Origin of the sequence: Pectobacterium carotovorum (assembly GCF_033898505.1) — a bacterium.
In the GTDB taxonomy this organism is placed as follows: Bacteria; Pseudomonadota; Gammaproteobacteria; order Enterobacterales; family Enterobacteriaceae; genus Pectobacterium; species Pectobacterium carotovorum_J.
This window is the reverse complement of sequence record NZ_JAXAFK010000006.1, coordinates 92,332-111,830: the sequence shown is the minus strand read 5'-3', so window position 1 is coordinate 111,830 and position 19,499 is coordinate 92,332. Positions and strand designations below refer to the sequence as shown.

The following is a 19,499-nucleotide window of genomic DNA, read 5'->3' as shown; positions in this document are numbered from 1 at the left end:
CAAAAAAACGACATCCCATCCCACAGATCCTTCGCCTTCAGATTATTATCCTGGCTGCTTATTTATAGGTATTTTGTCCCTTTCCACGACGGTTGTACAGATGCAACCTGCATTGTCAGCAAGAGTTCATACACGAAAAAACACCGCGAGAAGACCAAACATAAACATATGATAAACAGATAAAAAAAATCCGGAAACGCGAGACGATTCCGGATTTTTATATTACTCAATCTGTGCGTTATTTCTCTGCTTTATCCTGCAGTTGGCCTACCTGCGGCAGACCCGTACTGGCGGAGGAAGAGAGCAAGCCCGTTTCAACATAGTTAAACAGTTTTTCACGTGTGTCCGTGATATCCAGATTGCGCATGGTCAGCTGGCCGATACGGTCATCCGGTGAGAAGACCGAGTCGCCTTTCTCCATAGTCAGACGCTCTGGTTTATAGGTCAGATTGTCAGACACGGTGTTCATGATGGAGTAATCATTGCCACGACGCAGCTCCAGCGTCACTTCACCAGTGATGGCGCTGGCGATCCAACGCTGAGAAGAATCGCGCAGCATCAGCGCCTGAGAATCGAACCAGCGTCCCTGATACAGGAAACGACCCAACTGACGGCCATTAGCGTGGTATTGCTCGATGGTGTCTTCGTTGTGGATACCAGTCACCAGACGCTCGTAGGCAATGTGCAGCAGTGCCATTCCCGGCGCTTCATAGATGCCACGGCTTTTCGCTTCAATAATACGGTTTTCGATCTGATCGCTCATACCCAGACCGTGGCGTCCGCCGATACGGTTCGCTTCCAGCATCAGTTCGACATCATCGGCAAAGGTTTTGCCGTTCAGCGCAACCGGGTGGCCGCGTTCAAAACGAATGGTCACTTCTTCTGCCGGAACTTTGACGTTCTCGTCCCAGAATTTCACGCCCATAATTGGGTTAACGATTTTGACGCTGGAATTCAGGAATTCCAGATCCTTCGCTTCGTGCGTCGCACCCAGAATGTTGGAATCGGTGGAATAGGCTTTCTCAGCAGACATTTTATAGCCGAACCCAGCCTGAGACATAAACTCGGACATCTCCTGACGGCCGCCCAGTTCATCAATAAAATCGGTATCCAGCCACGGTTTATAAATCTTCAGTTCAGCATTGGTCAGCAGGCCGTAGCGATAGAAACGCTCAATATCGTTGCCTTTATAGGTGCTGCCGTCACCCCAGATGTTCACGCCATCTTCTTTCATCGCCGCAACCAGCATCGTACCGGTAACGGCACGGCCCAGCGGCGTGGTGTTGAAATAGGTCACGCCTGCCGTCGTGTTGTGGAATGCGCCGCACTGAATCGCAGCGATACCTTCAGCAACCAGCTGTTTACGGCAATCGATAAGGCGAGCATTTTCCGCGCCATATTCCATAGCCCGACGAGGGATTTCCTCGTAGTCATCCTCATCTGGCTGCCCCAGATTTGCGGTGTACGCATAAGGAACCGCGCCCTTTTGACGCATCCAAAGCAGCGCGGCGCTGGTATCCAGACCACCCGAGAACGCAATACCAATACGCTGACCAACCGGAAGATGCTTGAGAATCGTTGTCATATATGTAATCCCTGCTCGAAAGATCTATGGTGATATACCCCTAGGGTATCAGCTTAGCCGCCACACCATTATGTTACGCCATGCATTAATGAGCGTTCGGGCCCTGTGCACATGCTACATCAAACGGGCCGGTCGATAATCAAAATCGACACACTCACAAATGCATATTTATGCAAAATAAGTGAGTGATAATTTAAACATCTTTTTGGCGGGACAGGAAGAGAAGAGTCGTGCTTTCGTGCAAAAAAATTCGTGGCCGATTCACGACCAAGTTAGCAAGTATAGCGCCATCTTCTCTTTAGGCTAAGCAGCAAAAATCGTTTACGCGACCCACTCGACATTAATAAAACATCGTTTCATTTTGTCGATATTTCTTTGCTATCCTCTTGCGGTTAACACCTTCCCTTGCATATTGCTGGAGATGCTATGTCTAAGAAAGTCGCCGTTCTGCTGGCCCCAGGGTTTGAAGAAGCAGAAGCGATCATGGTGATTGATGTACTGCACCGCATGAAGATAGAAGTCACCATGCTGTCATGCTATGACAGACTGGAACTGCACAGTTATCACAATATTCGTATGTTTGCCGATTCTCTGCTGGAAAGAAACCAGGACGCGCTGTTTGATGCCGTGGTCATTCCTGGCGGCCCACAGGGTACAGTTAACCTGGCCGCCAACCCGATGGTTGTCGAGTTCATCCGTCGCCATGACGAGGCGGGAAAACTGATTTGCCCACTGTGCTCTGCGGCTGCACGCGTACTGGGCGGTAACAATCTGCTGAAAGGCCGTCGCTACGTTTGCTCCGGCAATTTATGGCAGGACGTGACCGATGGCGTTTATGTTGATGAGAAAGTCGTGGAAGACGGTAATCTGATCAGCGGCAAAGGGTTGGGCGTGACGTTCGATTTTGCCTTTACCATCGCCAACCGTCTGACGGGTGACAAAGAGAACGCCAACTTCCAGGTTGAGCACATCGATTACGATTACTGGCGCGTGCCGGCGTAACCGCTCACACACCGATTGATAAGGCGCGCACCGCCGCGCCTTCCTGCATAACCTTCTTTATATATAAATAGTCTTAATAACCTTCTCCATAACGCTCGCGGTACTCCTTCGGCGTGATGTCATACCCCTTCTTAAAGACAGCATAAAAGTAAGGCAGCGAAGGGTAGCCACACATTAACGAGATCTCGCCAATCGAGAGCGAGGTCGATATCAGCAAGTTGCGCGCCCGATCCAGCTTCTCTGCGTGAATCACACCGTGAATCGTCTGACCGACTTCATCTTTGAAGCGCTTCTCCAGATTCGAGCGGGAAATCCCTACCGCATCCAGCACCTGCTCGACCTTAATCCCTTTGCAGGCGTGATAGCGGATAAAGTGCATAGCCTGAATAACGGCAGGATCGTGCACAGAGCGATAATCCGTTGAGCGACGTTCCACCACCCGAACCGGCGGCACCAAAATACGTTGCAGCGGTAAATCGGCCTGATTCAACAGCAGCTGATGCAGCAACTTCGCGGCACGATACCCCATTTGGCGCGTGCCCTGCGCCACTGACGAGAGCGCGACGCGTGAAAGGTAGCGAATCAGATCTTCGTTATCGATCCCAATAACGCATAGCTTTTCCGGTACGGCAATATTCAGATGTTCGCAGACCTGCAACAGATGGCGCGCGCGCGAGTCGGTCACCGCGATAATCCCCGTCTGCGGCGGAAGCCCCTGCACCCAGTCGGCCAGCCGATTTTGTGCGTATTGCCAGTTATCCGGCGACGTTTCCATTCCCTGATACACCACGCCCTGATACTTTTCTGCTGCAACCAATTGCCGGAAAGCGTATTCCCGCTCCTGTGCCCAGCCTTTTCCACCCGATGCCGGCAGGCCATAAAAAGCAAAGCGGTTCAGCCCTTTCTCTTTGAGGTGCATAAACGCGCTTTCCACCAGAGCATGGTTATCTGTCGCGATATAATGCACGGGCGGGTAATCCTCAGGCCGGTGATAGGAGCCGCCAACCCCCACCAGCGGCACGTTCACATCCTGTAGTAGCTGCTTGATTTCGCCATCGTCAAAATCGGCAATCACGCCGTCTCCCAGCCACTCTTTGATGTTATCAATGCGGCAACGGAAGTCCTCTTCGATGAAGATGTCCCAGTCACACTGAGAGGCCTGTAAATATTCGCCAACCCCTTCAACCACCTGACGGTCATACACTTTGTTGGCGTTGAACAGCAGCGTGATGCGATAGCGTTTTTCAAACATGACAGTTGGCACTCATTAATCGCAAGTTCCTTGAATAAAGTCTTCTTCCTTGAATAGCACAGCGCCCTCAGAGGCCAAAATAATTTGCTGATTATTGCGAGCCGCCACGTATTTCCTCCATAGACCCCGCATCACGTCATACGCGCCGCTTTGTTGCGGTATCCATCCACACCGCCAATAGCAGGATTCCGCCTTTTACGACGTATTGCCAGAAGGTCGGCACATCCAGCATGCTCATCCCGTTATCCAGCGACGCCATGATAAATGCCCCCATCACCGCGCCCGCCACGCTGCCAATACCGCCCGCCAGACTGGTGCCGCCAATCACGCAGGCGGCAATCGCATCCAATTCGGCAATATTCCCGGCGGAGGGTGAGCCTGCCCCTAGCCGCGAGCTAAGAATCAGCCCGGCGACCGCCACCATCAGGCCGTTAATCGCGAACACCGCCATTTTGGTGCGCTCAACATTCACGCCCGATAAGCGGGCGGCATCAATATTGCCGCCCACGGCATAGATGCGGCGGCCAAATGCGGTTCGCGTTGCCAGAAAAATACCGCCCAACATCAACAACGTCAGCACCAGAACCGGTGTTGGCACACCGCGATAGTCATTCAGCAGATAAATCGCACCCAGCACCACCAGCGCTGTCACCGTCTGACGACCAATATCACCCGCAGGAGGGTTTACGGGTAACCCTAATTGCGCACGACTGCTGCGCCGACGCCACTGCCAGGCGATAAACACCATTAGACCGACGGCACCGAACATAAAACCGATGCCGGAAGGCAGATAGCTTTGGCCAATCTGCGACATCGCTTCGCTGGTCGGGGAAACCGTCGTCCCATTGGTAATGCCGATCAGAATGCCGCGAAAAGCCAGCATCCCCGCCAGCGTCACGATAAAAGAAGGGACTTTCCGGTAGGCGACCCACCAGCCATTCCACGCGCCAAGCAGCAATCCCAGCGCAAGTGTCACAACGATGGTCAACGGCAAAGGCCAACCAAACCAGACATCAAAAATAGCCGCTGCACCGCCCAATAATCCCATCATCGAGCCAACCGACAGATCGATCTCGGCGGAGATAATGACAAACACCATACCGACCGCCAGAATGCCGGTGATCGCCGTTTGCCTCAGCAGGTTGGAGAGATTACGCGCGCTGAGATACGCCCCGTCGGTCATGTAGGTGAAAAAGAGCATGATGGCGATGATGGCGGCAATCATCACGTAGACCTGAAGATTGATGCTTTTCAACCGTTGCAGAATCGAGACAGAGCCCGCGACATGTTGTTGTTCAGACTGCGATGTTTTCAGCACGATGTTCACTCCTCAATGCGGCTTCCATAACCTGTTCCTGGGTTAAATCACGATTGATCAAATCCGCTTTGATCCGCCCCTGATGCATCACCAACACCCGATCGCTCAACCCCAGCACTTCGGGCAATTCAGAAGAAATGACAATGACGGCAATGTGCTGTTTTACCAGCGCATTAATGAGCTTGTAGATTTCATATTTGGCACCGATATCGATGCCGCGTGTGGGTTCATCAAGAATCAGAATACGGGGATTCAACAGCAGGCATTTCGCCAGCACCGCCTTTTGCTGATTGCCGCCGCTTAGCCGGGCGATTGCCAGTTCCGGGCTGGAGGTTTTCACCTTTAGATTCGCTAGCGACTGCCGGATGATGTCCTGCTCACGGGCATCATCCAGCATGGAAAACGGCCCTGTGAATTGGTCGAGTGCCGCCAACGTCATGTTCTGCGCCACACTCATCACCGGGACGATGCCATCCTTCTTACGATCCTCCGGCACCATCGCAATGCCCCGCGCCATCGCCTGCTGGCAGTTGCTGATGGTCACCGGCTCGCCGTCAATAAAGATGTCGCCCTGCCAGCGGCCGTGATAGGCCCCAAACAGGCATTGCACCGTTTCCGTACGCCCTGACCCCACCAGCCCGGCAATGCCGAGAATCTCGCCTCGGTGCAGCGCAAACGAAACATCATCCACCCGGCGAATGTGGCGATTGACTGGGTGCCAGGCGGTAAGGTGTTCTACGCGTAACACTTCTTCACCAATGACATGCGGTTCATTGGGATAGAGCTCCGTCAGCTCTCGCCCCACCATCATGGCAATAATCTGATCTTCACTCAGTTCAGCCGCCAGACGCGTACCAATGTGTTTCCCGTCGCGAATCACGCAAATCACATCGGAAATGGCTTTAACTTCGTTGAGCTTGTGCGAGATATAGATGCAGGCAATACCGTGATCGCGCAGATCCTGGATGATCTCCAGCAGGATTGCGGTTTCCCGCTCGGTCAATGAGGCAGTTGGCTCATCCAGCACCAGCAAACGCACCTGCTTATTCAGCGCCTTGGCAATTTCCACCAGCTGTTGCTGGCCTAATCCAAGCTCGCCCACTTTGGTATTCGGGTCGACGGCCAGCTTGACCTGCTCCAACATGCGCTGGCAGCGAAGGTACATATTGTCGTAATCCATCACGCCAAAACGCGACCATTCGTTACCCAAAAAGAGGTTCTCCAGCACCGTCATCTCTTTCACCAGCGCCAGCTCCTGATGGATAATCGCAATGCCTTTTTGCTCCGTATCGCGAATATGGTTGGCGCGCAGTTCATCACCGGAAAACACGATCTGCCCGTCATAGCTGCCATGCGGGTAGATGGCACACAGGACCTTCATTAAGGTGGATTTGCCAGAGCCATTCTCGCCACATAGCGACAAGACCTGACCCGCCTCCAGCGTCAGGCTGACATTATCGACGGCTTTCACCGCGCCAAACGCCTTGGTGATATTTTTCATTTCCAACAGATGTGGCATCACGGCCTCCGTGATTCAGGTATCTCAGACCTCGTCTGCAACAGTGGCGAGCCACAACCTCGTGTCGTGGCTCGATGAACGTCTTTCCTGCATCCTGAAATCTAGTGGCTGCGACGTGCGTTAATACACGTCCGCTTTTTTGTGGAAGCCATCGGCAATAACGGTGGAATCGATATTGGATTTATCGACGGGAATCGGCGTCAGTAAGAAGGAAGGAATGTCTTTCAATCCATTGTTTAATTTAGCGTTAGATTCCGGCGTTTTACCTGAACCTAACGCCACGGCGATATCTGCGGCATCTTTCGCCAGCTTGCTGATCGGTTTATAGACCGTCATGGTTTGCGTCCCTGCCACAATGCGTTTGATTGCCGCCAGGTCGGCATCCTGACCGGAAATCGCAACCTTCCCTGCCAGACCCTGTGCGGCAAGCGCCTGAATCGCCCCGCCCGCCGTCGCATCGTTCGATGCGACAACAGCATCAATCTTATTGCTGTTCGCCGTTAGCGCATTTTCCATAATTTTCAGCGCATTCTCTGGTAACCAGGCATCAACCCACTGATCGCCGACTACTTTTATTTTCCCGCTTTCGATCAGCGGTGTGAGCACCTTCATTTGCCCCTGACGAAACAGCTTCGCGTTATTATCAACGGGGGAGCCGCCCATTAAGAAATAGTTGCCACCGGGCACCCTATCGACGAGATATTTCGCCTGTAATTCGCCAACCTTTTCATTATCAAATGAAATATAAAAATCCACATCTGCATTATTAATCATGCGGTCATAAGCAAGCACTTTTATTCCCTCACGCTTTGCTTCCGCAATAACATTGCCAAGTACCTGACCGTTATAAGGAATAATAACCAAGACATCGACACCGCGATTGATCATGTTTTCTATTTGAGAAATTTGTGTGGCCTCATTGCCGTTTGCCGATTGAACAAAAACATCAGCTCCCTGCTTTTTGGCTTGCTCAACAAAAAGATCGCGATCTTTCTGCCAGCGTTCAAGACGCAAGTCATCAATCGCCATGCCTATTTTAACGTCCTTCGCGAATCCGGGCTGACACACTAAAGTGAATACGGCACAGGCTGAGAGTAAAAAATGGTTAACTTTCATCATAGCGTACCTTTTTTTATTTAAGATGCAGGGCCTAAGACTCCAATAGCAATAGCCAGATGAGTATTGTCGCTAAGTATCCCCCCATCAATTACAGATTTTTATCCTCCAATTATGTTTTTTGGTTTAATTCCCGTTTTTTGATACTGGTCATATTTTATTGTCGAGTCACATTTTCATGTTGTTACACATTGCGAAGCGTATTCAGATTAAATACCGTTATTTTTGCGACACAGCGCACATTTAATAATTCTCTGAATTTCAGTGTGAAATAACGTAATTGAGGAAACGTTCATCCACTCCGAAAATTAATCCCATTCCCCTCTCTTCCGTCTGGGTGGTTTCTAAGGAGTTAACGATGCAAGCCTATTTTGAACAGATCGAAAAAGTCCGTTATGAAGGTAGCCAAAGCGACAATCCCTTCGCCTTTCGTCACTACAATCCCGACCAGGAAATTCTCGGGAAACGTATGGCGGACCATTTGCGTTTTGCCGTCGCGTACTGGCACACGTTCTGCTGGAACGGCGCGGATATGTTCGGCGTCGGCTCTTTTGCGCGGCCGTGGCAACAGTCAGGCGACGCGCTGGAGCTGGCGAAGCGCAAGGCAGACATCGCATTCGAATTCTTTCAAAAGCTGAGCGTGCCTTACTACTGCTTCCATGACGTCGATGTCGCACCGGAAGGGAACTCACTGAAAGAGTATCTGCATAACTTTGCGGTTATCACCGATGTGCTGGCGGAAAAGCAGCAGGATAGCGGCGTGAAGCTGCTGTGGGGTACCGCCAACTGCTTTACCCATCCTCGCTATGGCGCAGGCGCGGCCACCAACCCTGACCCGGATGTCTTTGCCTGGGCGGCTACGCAGGTGTTCACGGCCATGAACGCGACCAAAAAACTGGGTGGCGAGAACTATGTGCTGTGGGGCGGGCGCGAAGGCTATGAAACCCTGCTCAATACCGACCTGCGTCAGGAGCGTGAACAAATCGGTCGCTTCATGCAGATGGTCGTCGAACATAAACACAAAATCGGCTTTCAGGGCACGCTGCTCATTGAGCCGAAACCGCAGGAGCCAACCAAGCACCAGTACGACTACGATGTCGCCACCGTTTATGGTTTCCTGAAACAGTTTGGGCTGGAAAAAGAGATTAAAGTCAACGTGGAAGCCAACCACGCTACGCTGGCAGGCCATTCATTCCATCATGAAATCGCCACCGCTGTCGCGCTGGGCGTTTTCGGATCGGTCGATGCAAACCGCGGCGATCCGCAGCTCGGCTGGGACACCGATCAGTTCCCTAACAGCGTGGAAGAGAACACGCTGATCATGTATGAAATTCTCAAGGCGGGTGGCTTTACGACGGGTGGGCTGAACTTTGACGCCAAAGTTCGTCGCCAAAGCACCGATCGCTATGACCTTTTCCACGCGCATATCGGCGCGATGGATACCATGGCGCTGGCGCTCAAGGCCGCCGCCAGAATGATTGAAGATGATAAACTCAATCAGTTGGTTGCTAAACGCTACGCAGGCTGGAACGGAGAGCTGGGTCAGCAAATCCTGCAAGGTAAAGCCTCGCTGGAATCACTCACCCACTATGCGGAAAGCCACCAACTGGCACCACAGCACCAGAGTGGCCAGCAGGAATTGCTGGAAAACCTGGTTAACCGCCACCTCTTTGGCTAAATAAAACGGTACGCTCACTACGCCACACCTACTGCGACAGGCTCCCCCCTGCCGCAGAGGCTTATCAGGAGCCACTATGTATATTGGTATTGATCTGGGTACTTCCGGCGTGAAAGCCATCCTGCTGGACGAAGCAGGTGAAGTGATTGCCAGCCATAGCGCCGCATTGCGCATTTCCCGCCCGCATCCTCTCTGGTCAGAGCAAGCGCCTGAAGACTGGTGGCAGGCGACCGATCAAGCACTACAGGCATTGGCGGCAACGCACAGCCTTCGCGCCGTGAAAGCACTGGGGTTGACCGGGCAAATGCACGGGGCGACCTTGCTGGATGCTCGCCAGAACGTGCTGCGACCCGCGATCCTCTGGAATGACGGACGTAGCGCGGCCCAATGCCGCACGCTGGAGCAACAGGTGCCAACATCGCGCCAGATTACCGGCAACCTGATGATGCCGGGCTTTACCGCGCCCAAACTGAAATGGGTGCAGGAGAACGAAAGCGAGGTCTTTAGCCAAATCGACAAAGTCCTGCTGCCAAAAGATTATCTGCGCTGGCGTCTGACGGGAGAGTTTGCCAGCGATATGTCCGATGCAGCCGGCACACTCTGGCTGGATGTCGCCAAACGAGACTGGAGCGACACGCTGCTGGAAGCCTGCGCGCTGAGCCGCGAACATATGCCCGCACTGTATGAAGGCAATCAGATTACCGGTTATCTGCGGCCTGATATCGCTAGCCGCTGGGGTATGGATCCCGTCCCCGTGATTGCTGGCGGTGGGGATAACGCGGCGGGAGCGATTGGCGTCGGGCTGTATCAAGCCGGTCAGGCGATGCTGTCTCTCGGCACATCCGGCGTTTACTTCGCCGTCAGCGACGGCTTTCTCAGCAACCCACAGCATGCCGTCCACAGCTTCTGCCACGCGCTGCCGAATACCTGGCACCTGATGTCCGTGATGCTAAGCGCCGCCTCCTGCCTCGACTGGGTCGCCCGCCTGACGCACGCAGAGAGCGTACCCGCGCTATTGCAGGAAATTGCCTCGACGCCAGCCGATGACACAATCACGCCAGTGTGGTTCTTACCCTATCTCTCCGGCGAACGCACACCGCACAATAATCCCGATGCCAAAGGCGCATTCTGGGGACTCACCCATCAGCACGGCCGACCAGAACTGGCAAAAGCGGTACTGGAAGGCGTGGGATTTGCGCTTGCCGATGGAATGGACGCACTGCATATGACCGGGCTAAAACCCGATAGCATCACGCTGATTGGCGGTGGCGCACGCAGCGCCTACTGGCGGCAAATGCTGGCGGATATCAGCGGTCAAACGCTGGAGTACCGCACGGGAGGAGATGTTGGCCCCGCGCTGGGAGCGGCACGTCTGGCACAAATCGCCATGCATCCACATACGCCACTGGCAGACCTTCTGCCGCCGCTACCGCTGGAACAGGTTCATCAACCGGATCCCCAGCGTCACGCCACCTATACCGAGCGGAGACGTACATTTAAGGCACTCTACCAGCAGCTGAAGACGTTGATGTAACACGATACTTCCGGCACGGCGGACAAACCGTCAACTCACCCAGCGCCGCACATCAATTTTCTGTAGCGCCATCGAAAGCAGCAGGCTGCTCCCCAGCGCGATGGCGAAAACATACAAGATGTCGAAAACCGGGTGGGATGGCAGTACTACATCATGCGTACGCAGATAATGAATGATCAACGCATGGAAGCCGTAAATCGCCAGCGAATGGCGCGAAAGGGTGGCAAAACCGGGTAAAACTCGCTGGTTACAGTAATGCTTAAACACCACCAGAAGGCTGACCGCAGCCAGAAACACCAGCGGGCCACAGTAGATGTAAAATGTCTGGGTAAACGTATCGTTCAATAATGTGTGGTGCTTCGTCCCCATCGCAACCAGTGCGACACAGGCAATAAAGAACGGGATAGCGGCTAGCGCGATTTTCTTTGGTACTTCCAGCATCCCCAACGCACGCCCCAGCGCGGCATACAGCACATAGTAAAACGTGTCGCCGTAAATATAGAGATTCACGGGCAGTAATTTAAACCCTTCAAATTCCACCCGCCCCGTATTCGGATTGGCGACAACGGCCAGCAAGATAATCAAGACGACGATATATTTTCCCGAGACCGGCTTGATGGTAATAAGTGGGGAAAGCAGATAAATCACCACAATGGCGTAGAAAAACCATAAGTGATAAAAGACCGGTTTTTGCAGCGCATGGTGCAATGAATTCAGGCCATTAATCGGCGTGAGCGTCGCAATATAGATCAGCGCGACCGTACTATAAAAAAGCAGGCATAAACCAATACGCAGGAAATGTTTTTTCCCCGCGCTGCGCTCGCCAAAGAATAAGTAACCCGAGATCATGAAAAACAGCGGAACACAGACGCGCGAGGCAGAGTTCAGGATATTCGCTACATCCCAGTGACCGTCGCCCGGCGTGCCGCCCGCAGTAATATAGTAGGTTGTGCTATGAATCAGAACGACCATCATGCAGGCCAGCGCCCGCAGGTTATCAATCCAGCCGATCTTATCCGTCATGCACAACCTCTTGAAAGCAAAGCGCTATTCAAAACAGCGTAGCCGTTGTTAAACGTCAGCACAATCTATTATCAACGACCTGCTACTATCAACTCCCAGCGCTCAACAATCGGGCAAATCTGAGTGATCAGGACGGATTCATACGGGAAACCCGCATCAATGTACGTTATGCCTGCGTACCCGCACAGGCAGGCACGCAGGGTTTTAAGGAAGTACGCCGTTAGAACAGCCCCATCGGCTTATCAGAGTAACTCACCAACAGGCACTTGGTTTGCTGGTAATGTTCCAGCATCATTTTATGGTTTTCACGCCCGATGCCGGACTGCTTGTAGCCCCCGAACGCCGCATGCGCCGGATAGGCGTGATAACAGTTGGTCCAGACGCGTCCGGCCTGAATACCGCGCCCCATCCGGTAAGCGATGTTACCGTTACGGCTCCACACGCCAGCCCCCAGACCGTATTCCGTGTCGTTGGCGATCTCCAGTGCGTCATCCATCGTTTTGAAGGTCGTGACCGCTAATACCGGTCCAAAAATTTCCTCCTGGAAGACACGCATACTGTTTTTACCGAACAATATCGTCGGTTCCAGATAGTAGCCTTCCGCTAGCCCACCCGGCATCGCCTTACGCTGGCCGCCCGTGAGCACCCGTGCACCCTCTTTCTTACCGATATCTATGTAGTTAAGGATGGTGTCAAGCTGGCCTGCTGACACCTGAGCACCCATCATGGTTTTGCTGTCCAGCGGGTTGCCGATGCGGATAGCCTCCACGCGCTTGATTGCCCGCTCCATAAAGCGATCATAGATAGATTCCTGCACCAGCGCGCGGCTCGGACAGGTACAGACTTCTCCCTGATTGAAAGCAAACAGCGTGAAGCCTTCGAGCACTTTGTCAAAAAAGCTGTCTTCTTTATCCATCACGTCGGCAAAGAAGATGTTCGGCGATTTGCCACCCAGTTCCAACGTTACTGGCGTCACGTTCTGCGCCGCATAGCTCATGATCTGCTGGCCCACTTCGGTCGAGCCGGTGAATGCGACTTTCGCAACGCGTTTCGACGTCGCCAGGTATTCGCCAATTTCGCTTCCCGACCCATTGACGACATTAATGACACCTGGCGGCAGCAGATCCTGAATCAGTTCCATCAAAATCAGCACCGACATCGGCGTCAGTTTGGCGGGTTTCAGCACAATACAGTTACCAGCGGCCAGCGCAGGCGCCATCTTCCAACAGGCCATCAGCAGCGGGAAATTCCAGGGAATGATTTGCCCGACAACGCCGAGAGGTTCATGAAAATGGTAGGCCACGGTATCGCCATCAATTTCACTGATCGCCCCTTCTTGCGCACGAATACAGGCTGCAAAATAGCGAAAATGGTCAATCGCCAGCGGCACATCCGCCCCACTGGTTTCGCGTATCGGTTTACCGTTATCCCAGGTTTCCACCCGCGCCAGCAGCTCAAGATTTTGTTCCATTCTGTCAGCAATGCGGTTAAGCACCAGCGCCCGATCCTGTACCGACATACCACCCCATTCCGCTTTTGCCTTGTGAGCGGCATCCAGCGCGTGGTCAATATCTCGCGTTGACGAACTGGCCACTTCACACATCGGCTGGCCCGTTACTGGCGTCAAATTGACAAAATACTGACCCGCATCAGGTGGAACCCAGGCTCCGCCGATAAAATTGTCATAGCGTTTTTTCAGGTTGAGAGAACCGACCTCGTCAGATGCTGGCCGGCCTTCAAAATTATCATGCGCCATTTCAGTCTCCTTTTCATTTCCGGGTGAGCGGCCATGCCGCAGTGAAAAAAGAGGCAAACAGTAAGCAGTTAAATTAAGCCTATACGGGGTATGGAGTTAGCGACAGAATTCGGCCAGAGAAGAAGGCAACTCTTCGAGTTGACGCACAGTTTCTTGCGAGAAAAAGTCGCATCCCTTCAGGCGCGGTGAGATATACCCTAAATAATTCGAGTTTCAGGACAAAACGTATTCGTTTTGAATAACGCGAAGCGTTAGCCCTTTAGGGCGATGCTCATCAATGAGCATCGTAACGCGGCAAGAGAAGGACAAATTCGTCGGGAACGAATTTGACCAGCCATTGGCTGGCTTTCGGTGAGAGACAGGATGTCTCTCATTTCATCCCGATGAGCTTACTCAAGTAAGTGATTCGGGTGACAAATCTGCCGGGAGCAGATTTGAACGCTGCTTGCAGCGGCCCTTCAGGGCGAGGCCCACGATGGGCCGAGTATTTGAACGCAGCCAACGCACATGCAACTTGAAGTATGACGGGTATAATACTTTTAATTTCCAGGGTTACTAACATGCAGGTATTTCAGGTGGAAGGGGTTCATTTACACGCGGATGCCGCCCTTGAAGGCGCAACGCAACATTCGGTTTATCATCCTGACTCGCTGCATCAGCCACAGTCTGACTGGCTGGCGGAAGAAGTGCCCGTGGCGCTGGTCTACAACGGCATCTCGCATGTCGTCATGATGGCATCGCCGAAAGAACTGGAACAGTTCGCCCTCGGGTTTTCCTTATCTGAAGGCATTATTCAATCACCAGCGGATATCTACGGGATTGATGTACAGGCCGCCTGTAACGGCATCGAAGTGCAGATTGAGCTGTCCAGCCGACGCTTTGTCGGGCTAAAAGAACGGCGCCGGGCGATGGACGGTCGCACAGGCTGCGGCGTATGTGGCGTAGAACAGCTCGCGGAAATCGGCAAACCCATCGCCCCCTTACCCTTCACGCAGACATTTTCCCTCAGCAAGCTCGAAAACGCGCTGGTACGGCTACGAGACGTGCAGAAGATCGGTCAGATGACGGGTTGCACGCATGCCGCAAGTTGGGTCGCGCCAGACGGCACGCTGTCCGGGGGGAGTGAAGACGTCGGCCGCCATGTCGCGCTGGATAAACTGCTGGGTACCCGAGCGAAACACGGGTGGAAGCAAGGCGCAGCGCTGGTCTCCAGCCGGGCCAGCTATGAAATGGTTCAGAAGTCCGCCATGTGCGGCGTGGAAATCCTGTTTGCCGTCTCGGCGGCAACCTCACTGGCCGTTGAGGTCGCAGAGCGCTGCAACCTGACGCTGGTCGGTTTTTGTCGACCGGGGCATGCGACTATTTACACGCATCCACAGCGCCTGAGCGAGTAAGCGACACCATCTGCGCCACAGCAGCTTGAAGTATGACGGGTATAGATTAATTTGTTTCTACATAGTGCAATAATGACATAACCGTTTGTTATCATGAGGTAAAGCAATATGGTTCATGACATCAGAACGAGAATAATCATTTTCAATATCATTTAATTAACTATAATGAACGTATTGCTTACGCGGTACTAACAGTACAGTGCCGTAACATTTTTTTTACCATGGAGATGCTAAACATGAGTTATTCACTGCCATCGCTGCCATATGCTTATGACGCACTGGAACCGCATTTCGACAAAGAAACGATGGAAATTCACCATTCCAAACACCATCAGGCTTACGTCAATAATGCTAACGCCGCGCTGGAATCTCTGCCTGAGCTGGCTAAATTGTCTGCTGAAGAGCTGATCGCCCAACTGGATAAAGTTCCTGCGGAGAAAAGAACAGCACTGCGTAACAATGCGGGTGGCCACGTTAACCACAGCCTGTTCTGGAAAGGCCTGAAAGTAGGTACGACGCTGACTGGCGATCTGAAAGCCGCTATCGAACGTGATTTCGGCAGCGTTGATGCGTTTAAAGAGAAATTTGAGCAAGCAGCAGCCACTCGCTTCGGTTCTGGCTGGGCGTGGCTGGTACTGAAAGACGACGGCAAACTGGCCGTAGTGTCTACTGCAAACCAAGACAGCCCGCTGATGGGTGAAGCTGTTTCTGGCGCGTCTGGCTACCCAATCGTCGGTCTGGACGTCTGGGAACACGCTTACTACCTGAAATATCAGAACCTTCGTCCAGCTTATGCTAAAGCATTCTGGAACGTGTTGAACTGGGACGAAGCCGCTGCTCGTTTCGCTAGCGCGAAAAAATAAAACCGCTGAGTGCCTGATATCATCAGGCCTCTTCTGCGTTTGAATATGAACTGGAATAACAGTCTGTTATTCCAGTTTTTTATTGTACCTGCCATACTTCAAGCCGCATGTACGTTGGCAATATCCGGCTCATCTTTGAGCCTCGCCCCCGACAGGCCGCCGCTTACTGGCGCGTAAAGTTTCAGAGTAAAGTGCCGATATCTACTGCGGGTTTTTATCATGTTGTTTTGCAGGGATAGGCTTGGCAAGCGGTAATCCGAGATGCTAACACCGCTAATCAAGCGTGCATCAGGATAGTGAATTCGACTCAATACGATATAGTGGTGGGATGTGATGGCTATGAATTTTGACAATCTAAAAGTCGGTAAAAAATTAGGGTTAGGCTTTTTCCTGATTCTGCTGATGACCATGGTGATTGCTGGTGCGGGCATTATGCATATTAGCTCGCTGAAAGACAGCATTGATAAAGTTAACTTAAGCAACAATATCAATGATGAAATTAACCAGGCTAAATATTACCGCGCATTATACGGCACCACCTATAACCCAGATGATATAAAAAGGAACATTGAGCATATTGCCAGCGTCAGTAAACTCGCTGAAAAAGCAAAAGAATTTCACTGGCCTGAAAGCGACGCCAAGAAAATAGCCAGCATCCCCACATTAATTACCAGCTATCAGGAAAAACAAAATAATTATATAAATGCCGTGAGCAAAAAGGATGCCGTAAGAAAAAGCTGGAATATTTCAACCACGGAAAAACCTCTACAAGATCTCAACGATCAATTAAAGACAGACAACAACAGCACAAACCTGCAACTATTACTTTCCGACCTGAACCAAAAACTGATTGCCGTCCGCTACCACGTTCGTGGTTTATTACTTTCGACCAATAAAGAATCCGAAGAAAAGCTGACGGATGCCATCAATGCGGCACAAACGTCACTGACCTTTCTGTATCAGAGCCTGTCTGCCGAACAGCGTGAAACGCTAGCACCGGTTATGACAATCATGAATAGCTATGAAGAGCAGGTTCTGGCCTATATGCCAGCCTATCAGGAGGAAATGGCGCAGGCGGGGCAAATGCAGGTTGTCGCCGGACAGTTAAACGACGTAGTGAAATCGCTGCTGAGCGATCAGCTGGCGGCTTCGCAGGCAGATATCCACAATGCCACACTGCAAATGAGCATCGCGGCGCTGATTACACTGCTGCTTGGCCTGCTGATTTCCTGGTTCATTTCACGTCAGATCACCACACCGCTGGGCAACACATTGAGCATGGCTGAAAAAATCGCAACAGGCGACCTCACCATGTCCATCAACACAACGCGTAAGGATGAGCTGGGTCAGTTGATGAGTGCAATGTCGAAAATGAACGACAACCTGCACAATATGATCGACGACATTCGCGTCGGCGTCAGCCAGATTTCTAACGCCTCCAGCGAGATCGTCGCGGGCAATACGGACCTGTCATCACGTACCGAGCAACAGGCCGCCGCCGTTGAGCAAACCGCCGCCAGCATGGAACAGCTCACCGCGACAGTTAAGCAAAATGCGGATAACGCGCACCACGCCAACAAACTGGCTATCAGCGCTTCCCAAACTGCCAAACAGGGTGGCGAGCAGGTGAATAACGTGGTGCAAACCATGAGCGCGATTGAAAACAGCTCTAAACGTATCGCGGAAATCACGTCCGTCATCAATAGCATCGCCTTCCAGACCAACATCCTGGCATTGAACGCTGCGGTGGAAGCTGCTCGCGCTGGTGAACAAGGCCGTGGCTTTGCCGTGGTCGCTAGCGAAGTCCGCAATCTGGCACAGCGCAGTTCTCAGGCCGCGAAGGAAATCGAAGGCCTGATCTCTGAATCCGTTAATCAGGTCTCACACGGTGCGACGCTGGTCGGCAACGCAGGCAAAACGATGAATGATATCGTCACCTCGATCACGCAGGTGCACGACATCATGGGTGAAATTGCCACTGCATCGGATGAGCAAAGCCGGGGAATTAGTCAGGTTAGCCAGGCGATTGTTGAGATGGACAGCACCACGCAGCAGAACGCCGCGCTGGTTGAACAATCCTCTGCCGCCGCCGATTCGCTGGAAGAACAGGCGAGACTGCTGAAACAGGCGGTTTCCGTCTTCCGTCTGGCAAACACGCAACACGATGACACTCCGGCCGGTATCGCGTTTACCAACCAAACGCATCGTCTGCACGCACCGCGCTAATATCGCAACAGCCACGAACCAGAAACGACAAAGCCCCTGTTAAACAGGGGCTTCATCAACAAATCCATCACGCCAACGCGTACATCATCAGCTTCTGTCGGCGCAGAGAAACAAACCTCAGAACGGTTTCGGCGCGTAGCCCGTCATCTCTGTTAAGCCCATCTCGCGCCCCAGTGCAGTCATCGGGTGTACCACCACCAAACCGCGAACGCTTTTCTTCAACGTCCCCATATCAGCCTGCTCTTTTTTCGTAATCGCACGGCTGAAAGGCAGGTTCGCCAGTTTCTGCGCTTCTTTACTGAGTTTCTGTTCTCTCACGTTACGCAGGCGCTCAATTTCGGCCGTTAGCTTCTCACGCGCGTCCATATTGAGGGCGATAGCTTCAGCATCACCTTGTGCCAGCAGCGTGGCCTGCTTACGCGTCAGCTTATCCAATTGGTCGCTAAGGCGTTTAATCTCTGCTTTTTCCTGCTCTTTCATAAAAGATAACCTGTATAACGGGAGAATAATGCGGAGCACAGCATACACGAAACGTCGGATTGACGCAGTGACGTGATAGCGTGGAATAAGGTTAAAACGCTTTTTTCAGGCTAATTTGCGCAATCAGAGTGGTCAGAGATAACACCAGCGTGGAACGAACCATCTGCTGATAACGCTGCTGCTGCATGTTCACCAGCAGCGGATCGGCGGCGTCGGCTCCCGGCGGCAAGGCCGGTTCCGCGGGCAGCGCCGTAACGCAGTGCAGTTCGCCGATGGGCCCCAGAATTTCATCGTCGGTAAAACGATAATGCCGATCGTCATGCGTCAGCTCTTCGCCCAGCGCCATTAACAGTTCTGCATCTTCGTACTCTTTACGGCTGATCATCCCCAGACCATAAATCAGTTTCAGGCGCACGGACAGGTCGCCCAGCGGGCCCGTTCCCGTCATCAAGGGTTCAACGGCATATTTCACCGCATAGTCGTCTTTACGGAACACCTGCAACATCAGGATACTGACCGCTTCAGCCAGCAATTCAACGGCACAAAGCATAAAATCGCGCACGGTCTTCCCTGAGTTCAGCGCTTCCAGAACCCGGTTTTCAAACGCCTGTGTTTCTTCCATCGTCACTTCTCGACCTTTTAACCCCGCACACAGCATACCCCATCTCGGTAGCATGCTTACCGGCAGGTGTGGCGACCTCCCATCCCCGACGTCGCCCGTATAGATTACACCGTGTCGAAAAGACCACACCT

Annotated in this window: 15 protein-coding genes; 6 read left to right on the top strand and 9 right to left on the bottom strand. The window is 52.6% G+C overall.

The features are described 5' to 3' along the window. Positions 1 to 238: 238 nt before the first annotated feature. A complete protein-coding gene (gene argG, locus R9X49_RS20165; RefSeq protein WP_319850069.1) occupies positions 239 to 1,585 on the bottom strand; it encodes an argininosuccinate synthase in 1,347 nt (448 codons plus the stop codon). 426 nt (positions 1,586 to 2,011) lie between these two features. Between argG and R9X49_RS20160 the strand changes: the two genes are divergently transcribed. Then, entirely contained in the window at positions 2,012 to 2,587 is a 576-nt protein-coding gene (locus R9X49_RS20160) for a DJ-1/PfpI family protein (RefSeq protein WP_319850068.1), read from the top strand. A gap of 73 nt (positions 2,588 to 2,660) precedes the next feature. Here the strand turns inward: R9X49_RS20160 and xylR are convergent, their stop codons facing one another. The 4 genes from xylR to xylF form a co-directional block, all read right to left on the bottom strand. Then, complete coding sequence (xylR, locus tag R9X49_RS20155; RefSeq protein WP_319850066.1) at positions 2,661 to 3,839, bottom strand: D-xylose utilization transcriptional activator XylR; 1,179 nt, start codon at positions 3,837 to 3,839, stop codon at positions 2,661 to 2,663. A gap of 136 nt (positions 3,840 to 3,975) precedes the next feature. Continuing rightward, complete coding sequence (gene xylH, locus R9X49_RS20150) at positions 3,976 to 5,157, bottom strand: xylose ABC transporter permease XylH (protein ID WP_413775902.1); 1,182 nt, start codon at positions 5,155 to 5,157, stop codon at positions 3,976 to 3,978. Next, on the bottom strand, positions 5,135 to 6,676 hold the full coding sequence (locus R9X49_RS20145) for a xylose ABC transporter ATP-binding protein (RefSeq protein ID WP_319850065.1): 1,542 nt from the start codon (positions 6,674 to 6,676) through the stop codon (positions 5,135 to 5,137). The genes xylH and R9X49_RS20145 overlap by 23 nt, the downstream gene beginning before the upstream one ends. Before the next feature lie 120 nt (positions 6,677 to 6,796). Then, positions 6,797 to 7,792, bottom strand: coding sequence for a D-xylose ABC transporter substrate-binding protein (xylF, locus tag R9X49_RS20140; protein WP_319850197.1), 996 nt, complete (start codon positions 7,790 to 7,792; stop codon positions 6,797 to 6,799). A 358-nt stretch (positions 7,793 to 8,150) separates the two neighbouring features. On the opposite strand from xylF, the gene xylA reads away from it, so the two are divergent. Both xylA and xylB read left to right on the top strand, forming a co-directional pair. Beyond that, positions 8,151 to 9,470, top strand: coding sequence for a xylose isomerase (gene xylA / locus R9X49_RS20135; RefSeq protein WP_319850064.1), 1,320 nt, complete (start codon positions 8,151 to 8,153; stop codon positions 9,468 to 9,470). A 76-nt stretch (positions 9,471 to 9,546) separates the two neighbouring features. After that, a complete protein-coding gene (xylB, locus tag R9X49_RS20130; protein ID WP_319850063.1) occupies positions 9,547 to 11,004 on the top strand; it encodes a xylulokinase in 1,458 nt (485 codons plus the stop codon). Positions 11,005 to 11,034: 30 nt separating this feature from the next. On the opposite strand, the gene R9X49_RS20125 is transcribed toward xylB, so the two are convergent. Next, entirely contained in the window at positions 11,035 to 12,027 is a 993-nt protein-coding gene (locus tag R9X49_RS20125; RefSeq protein WP_319850062.1) for an acyltransferase, read from the bottom strand. Positions 12,028 to 12,247: 220 nt separating this feature from the next. Then, positions 12,248 to 13,783: an aldehyde dehydrogenase family protein gene (locus R9X49_RS20120; protein WP_319850061.1), complete on the bottom strand. Its 1,536-nt coding sequence runs from the start codon at positions 13,781 to 13,783 to the stop codon at positions 12,248 to 12,250. A gap of 560 nt (positions 13,784 to 14,343) precedes the next feature. On the opposite strand from R9X49_RS20120, the gene fdhD reads away from it, so the two are divergent. From fdhD to R9X49_RS20105, 3 genes are all read left to right on the top strand, one after another. Then, positions 14,344 to 15,177 carry a formate dehydrogenase accessory sulfurtransferase FdhD gene (gene fdhD, locus R9X49_RS20115; RefSeq protein WP_319850060.1) on the top strand — a complete coding sequence of 278 codons (834 nt, stop codon included), beginning with the start codon at positions 14,344 to 14,346 and terminating at the stop codon, positions 15,175 to 15,177. Positions 15,178 to 15,413: 236 nt separating this feature from the next. After that, positions 15,414 to 16,040 carry a superoxide dismutase [Mn] gene (gene sodA, locus R9X49_RS20110; protein WP_010284182.1) on the top strand — a complete coding sequence of 209 codons (627 nt, stop codon included), beginning with the start codon at positions 15,414 to 15,416 and terminating at the stop codon, positions 16,038 to 16,040. Positions 16,041 to 16,373: 333 nt separating this feature from the next. Beyond that, entirely contained in the window at positions 16,374 to 18,266 is a 1,893-nt protein-coding gene (locus R9X49_RS20105; RefSeq protein WP_319850059.1) for a methyl-accepting chemotaxis protein, read from the top strand. Between the two features lie 117 nt (positions 18,267 to 18,383). Here R9X49_RS20105 and R9X49_RS20100 read toward each other — a convergent pair whose 3' ends face one another. Next, on the bottom strand, positions 18,384 to 18,746 hold the full coding sequence (locus tag R9X49_RS20100; protein ID WP_319850058.1) for a YibL family ribosome-associated protein: 363 nt from the start codon (positions 18,744 to 18,746) through the stop codon (positions 18,384 to 18,386). 91 nt (positions 18,747 to 18,837) lie between these two features. Further along, the gene (locus R9X49_RS20095; protein ID WP_319850196.1) at positions 18,838 to 19,404 is read right to left on the bottom strand and encodes an MltR family transcriptional regulator; all 567 of its coding nucleotides are present in this window, start codon (positions 19,402 to 19,404) and stop codon (positions 18,838 to 18,840) included. Between the last annotated feature and the right edge of the window lie 95 nt (positions 19,405 to 19,499).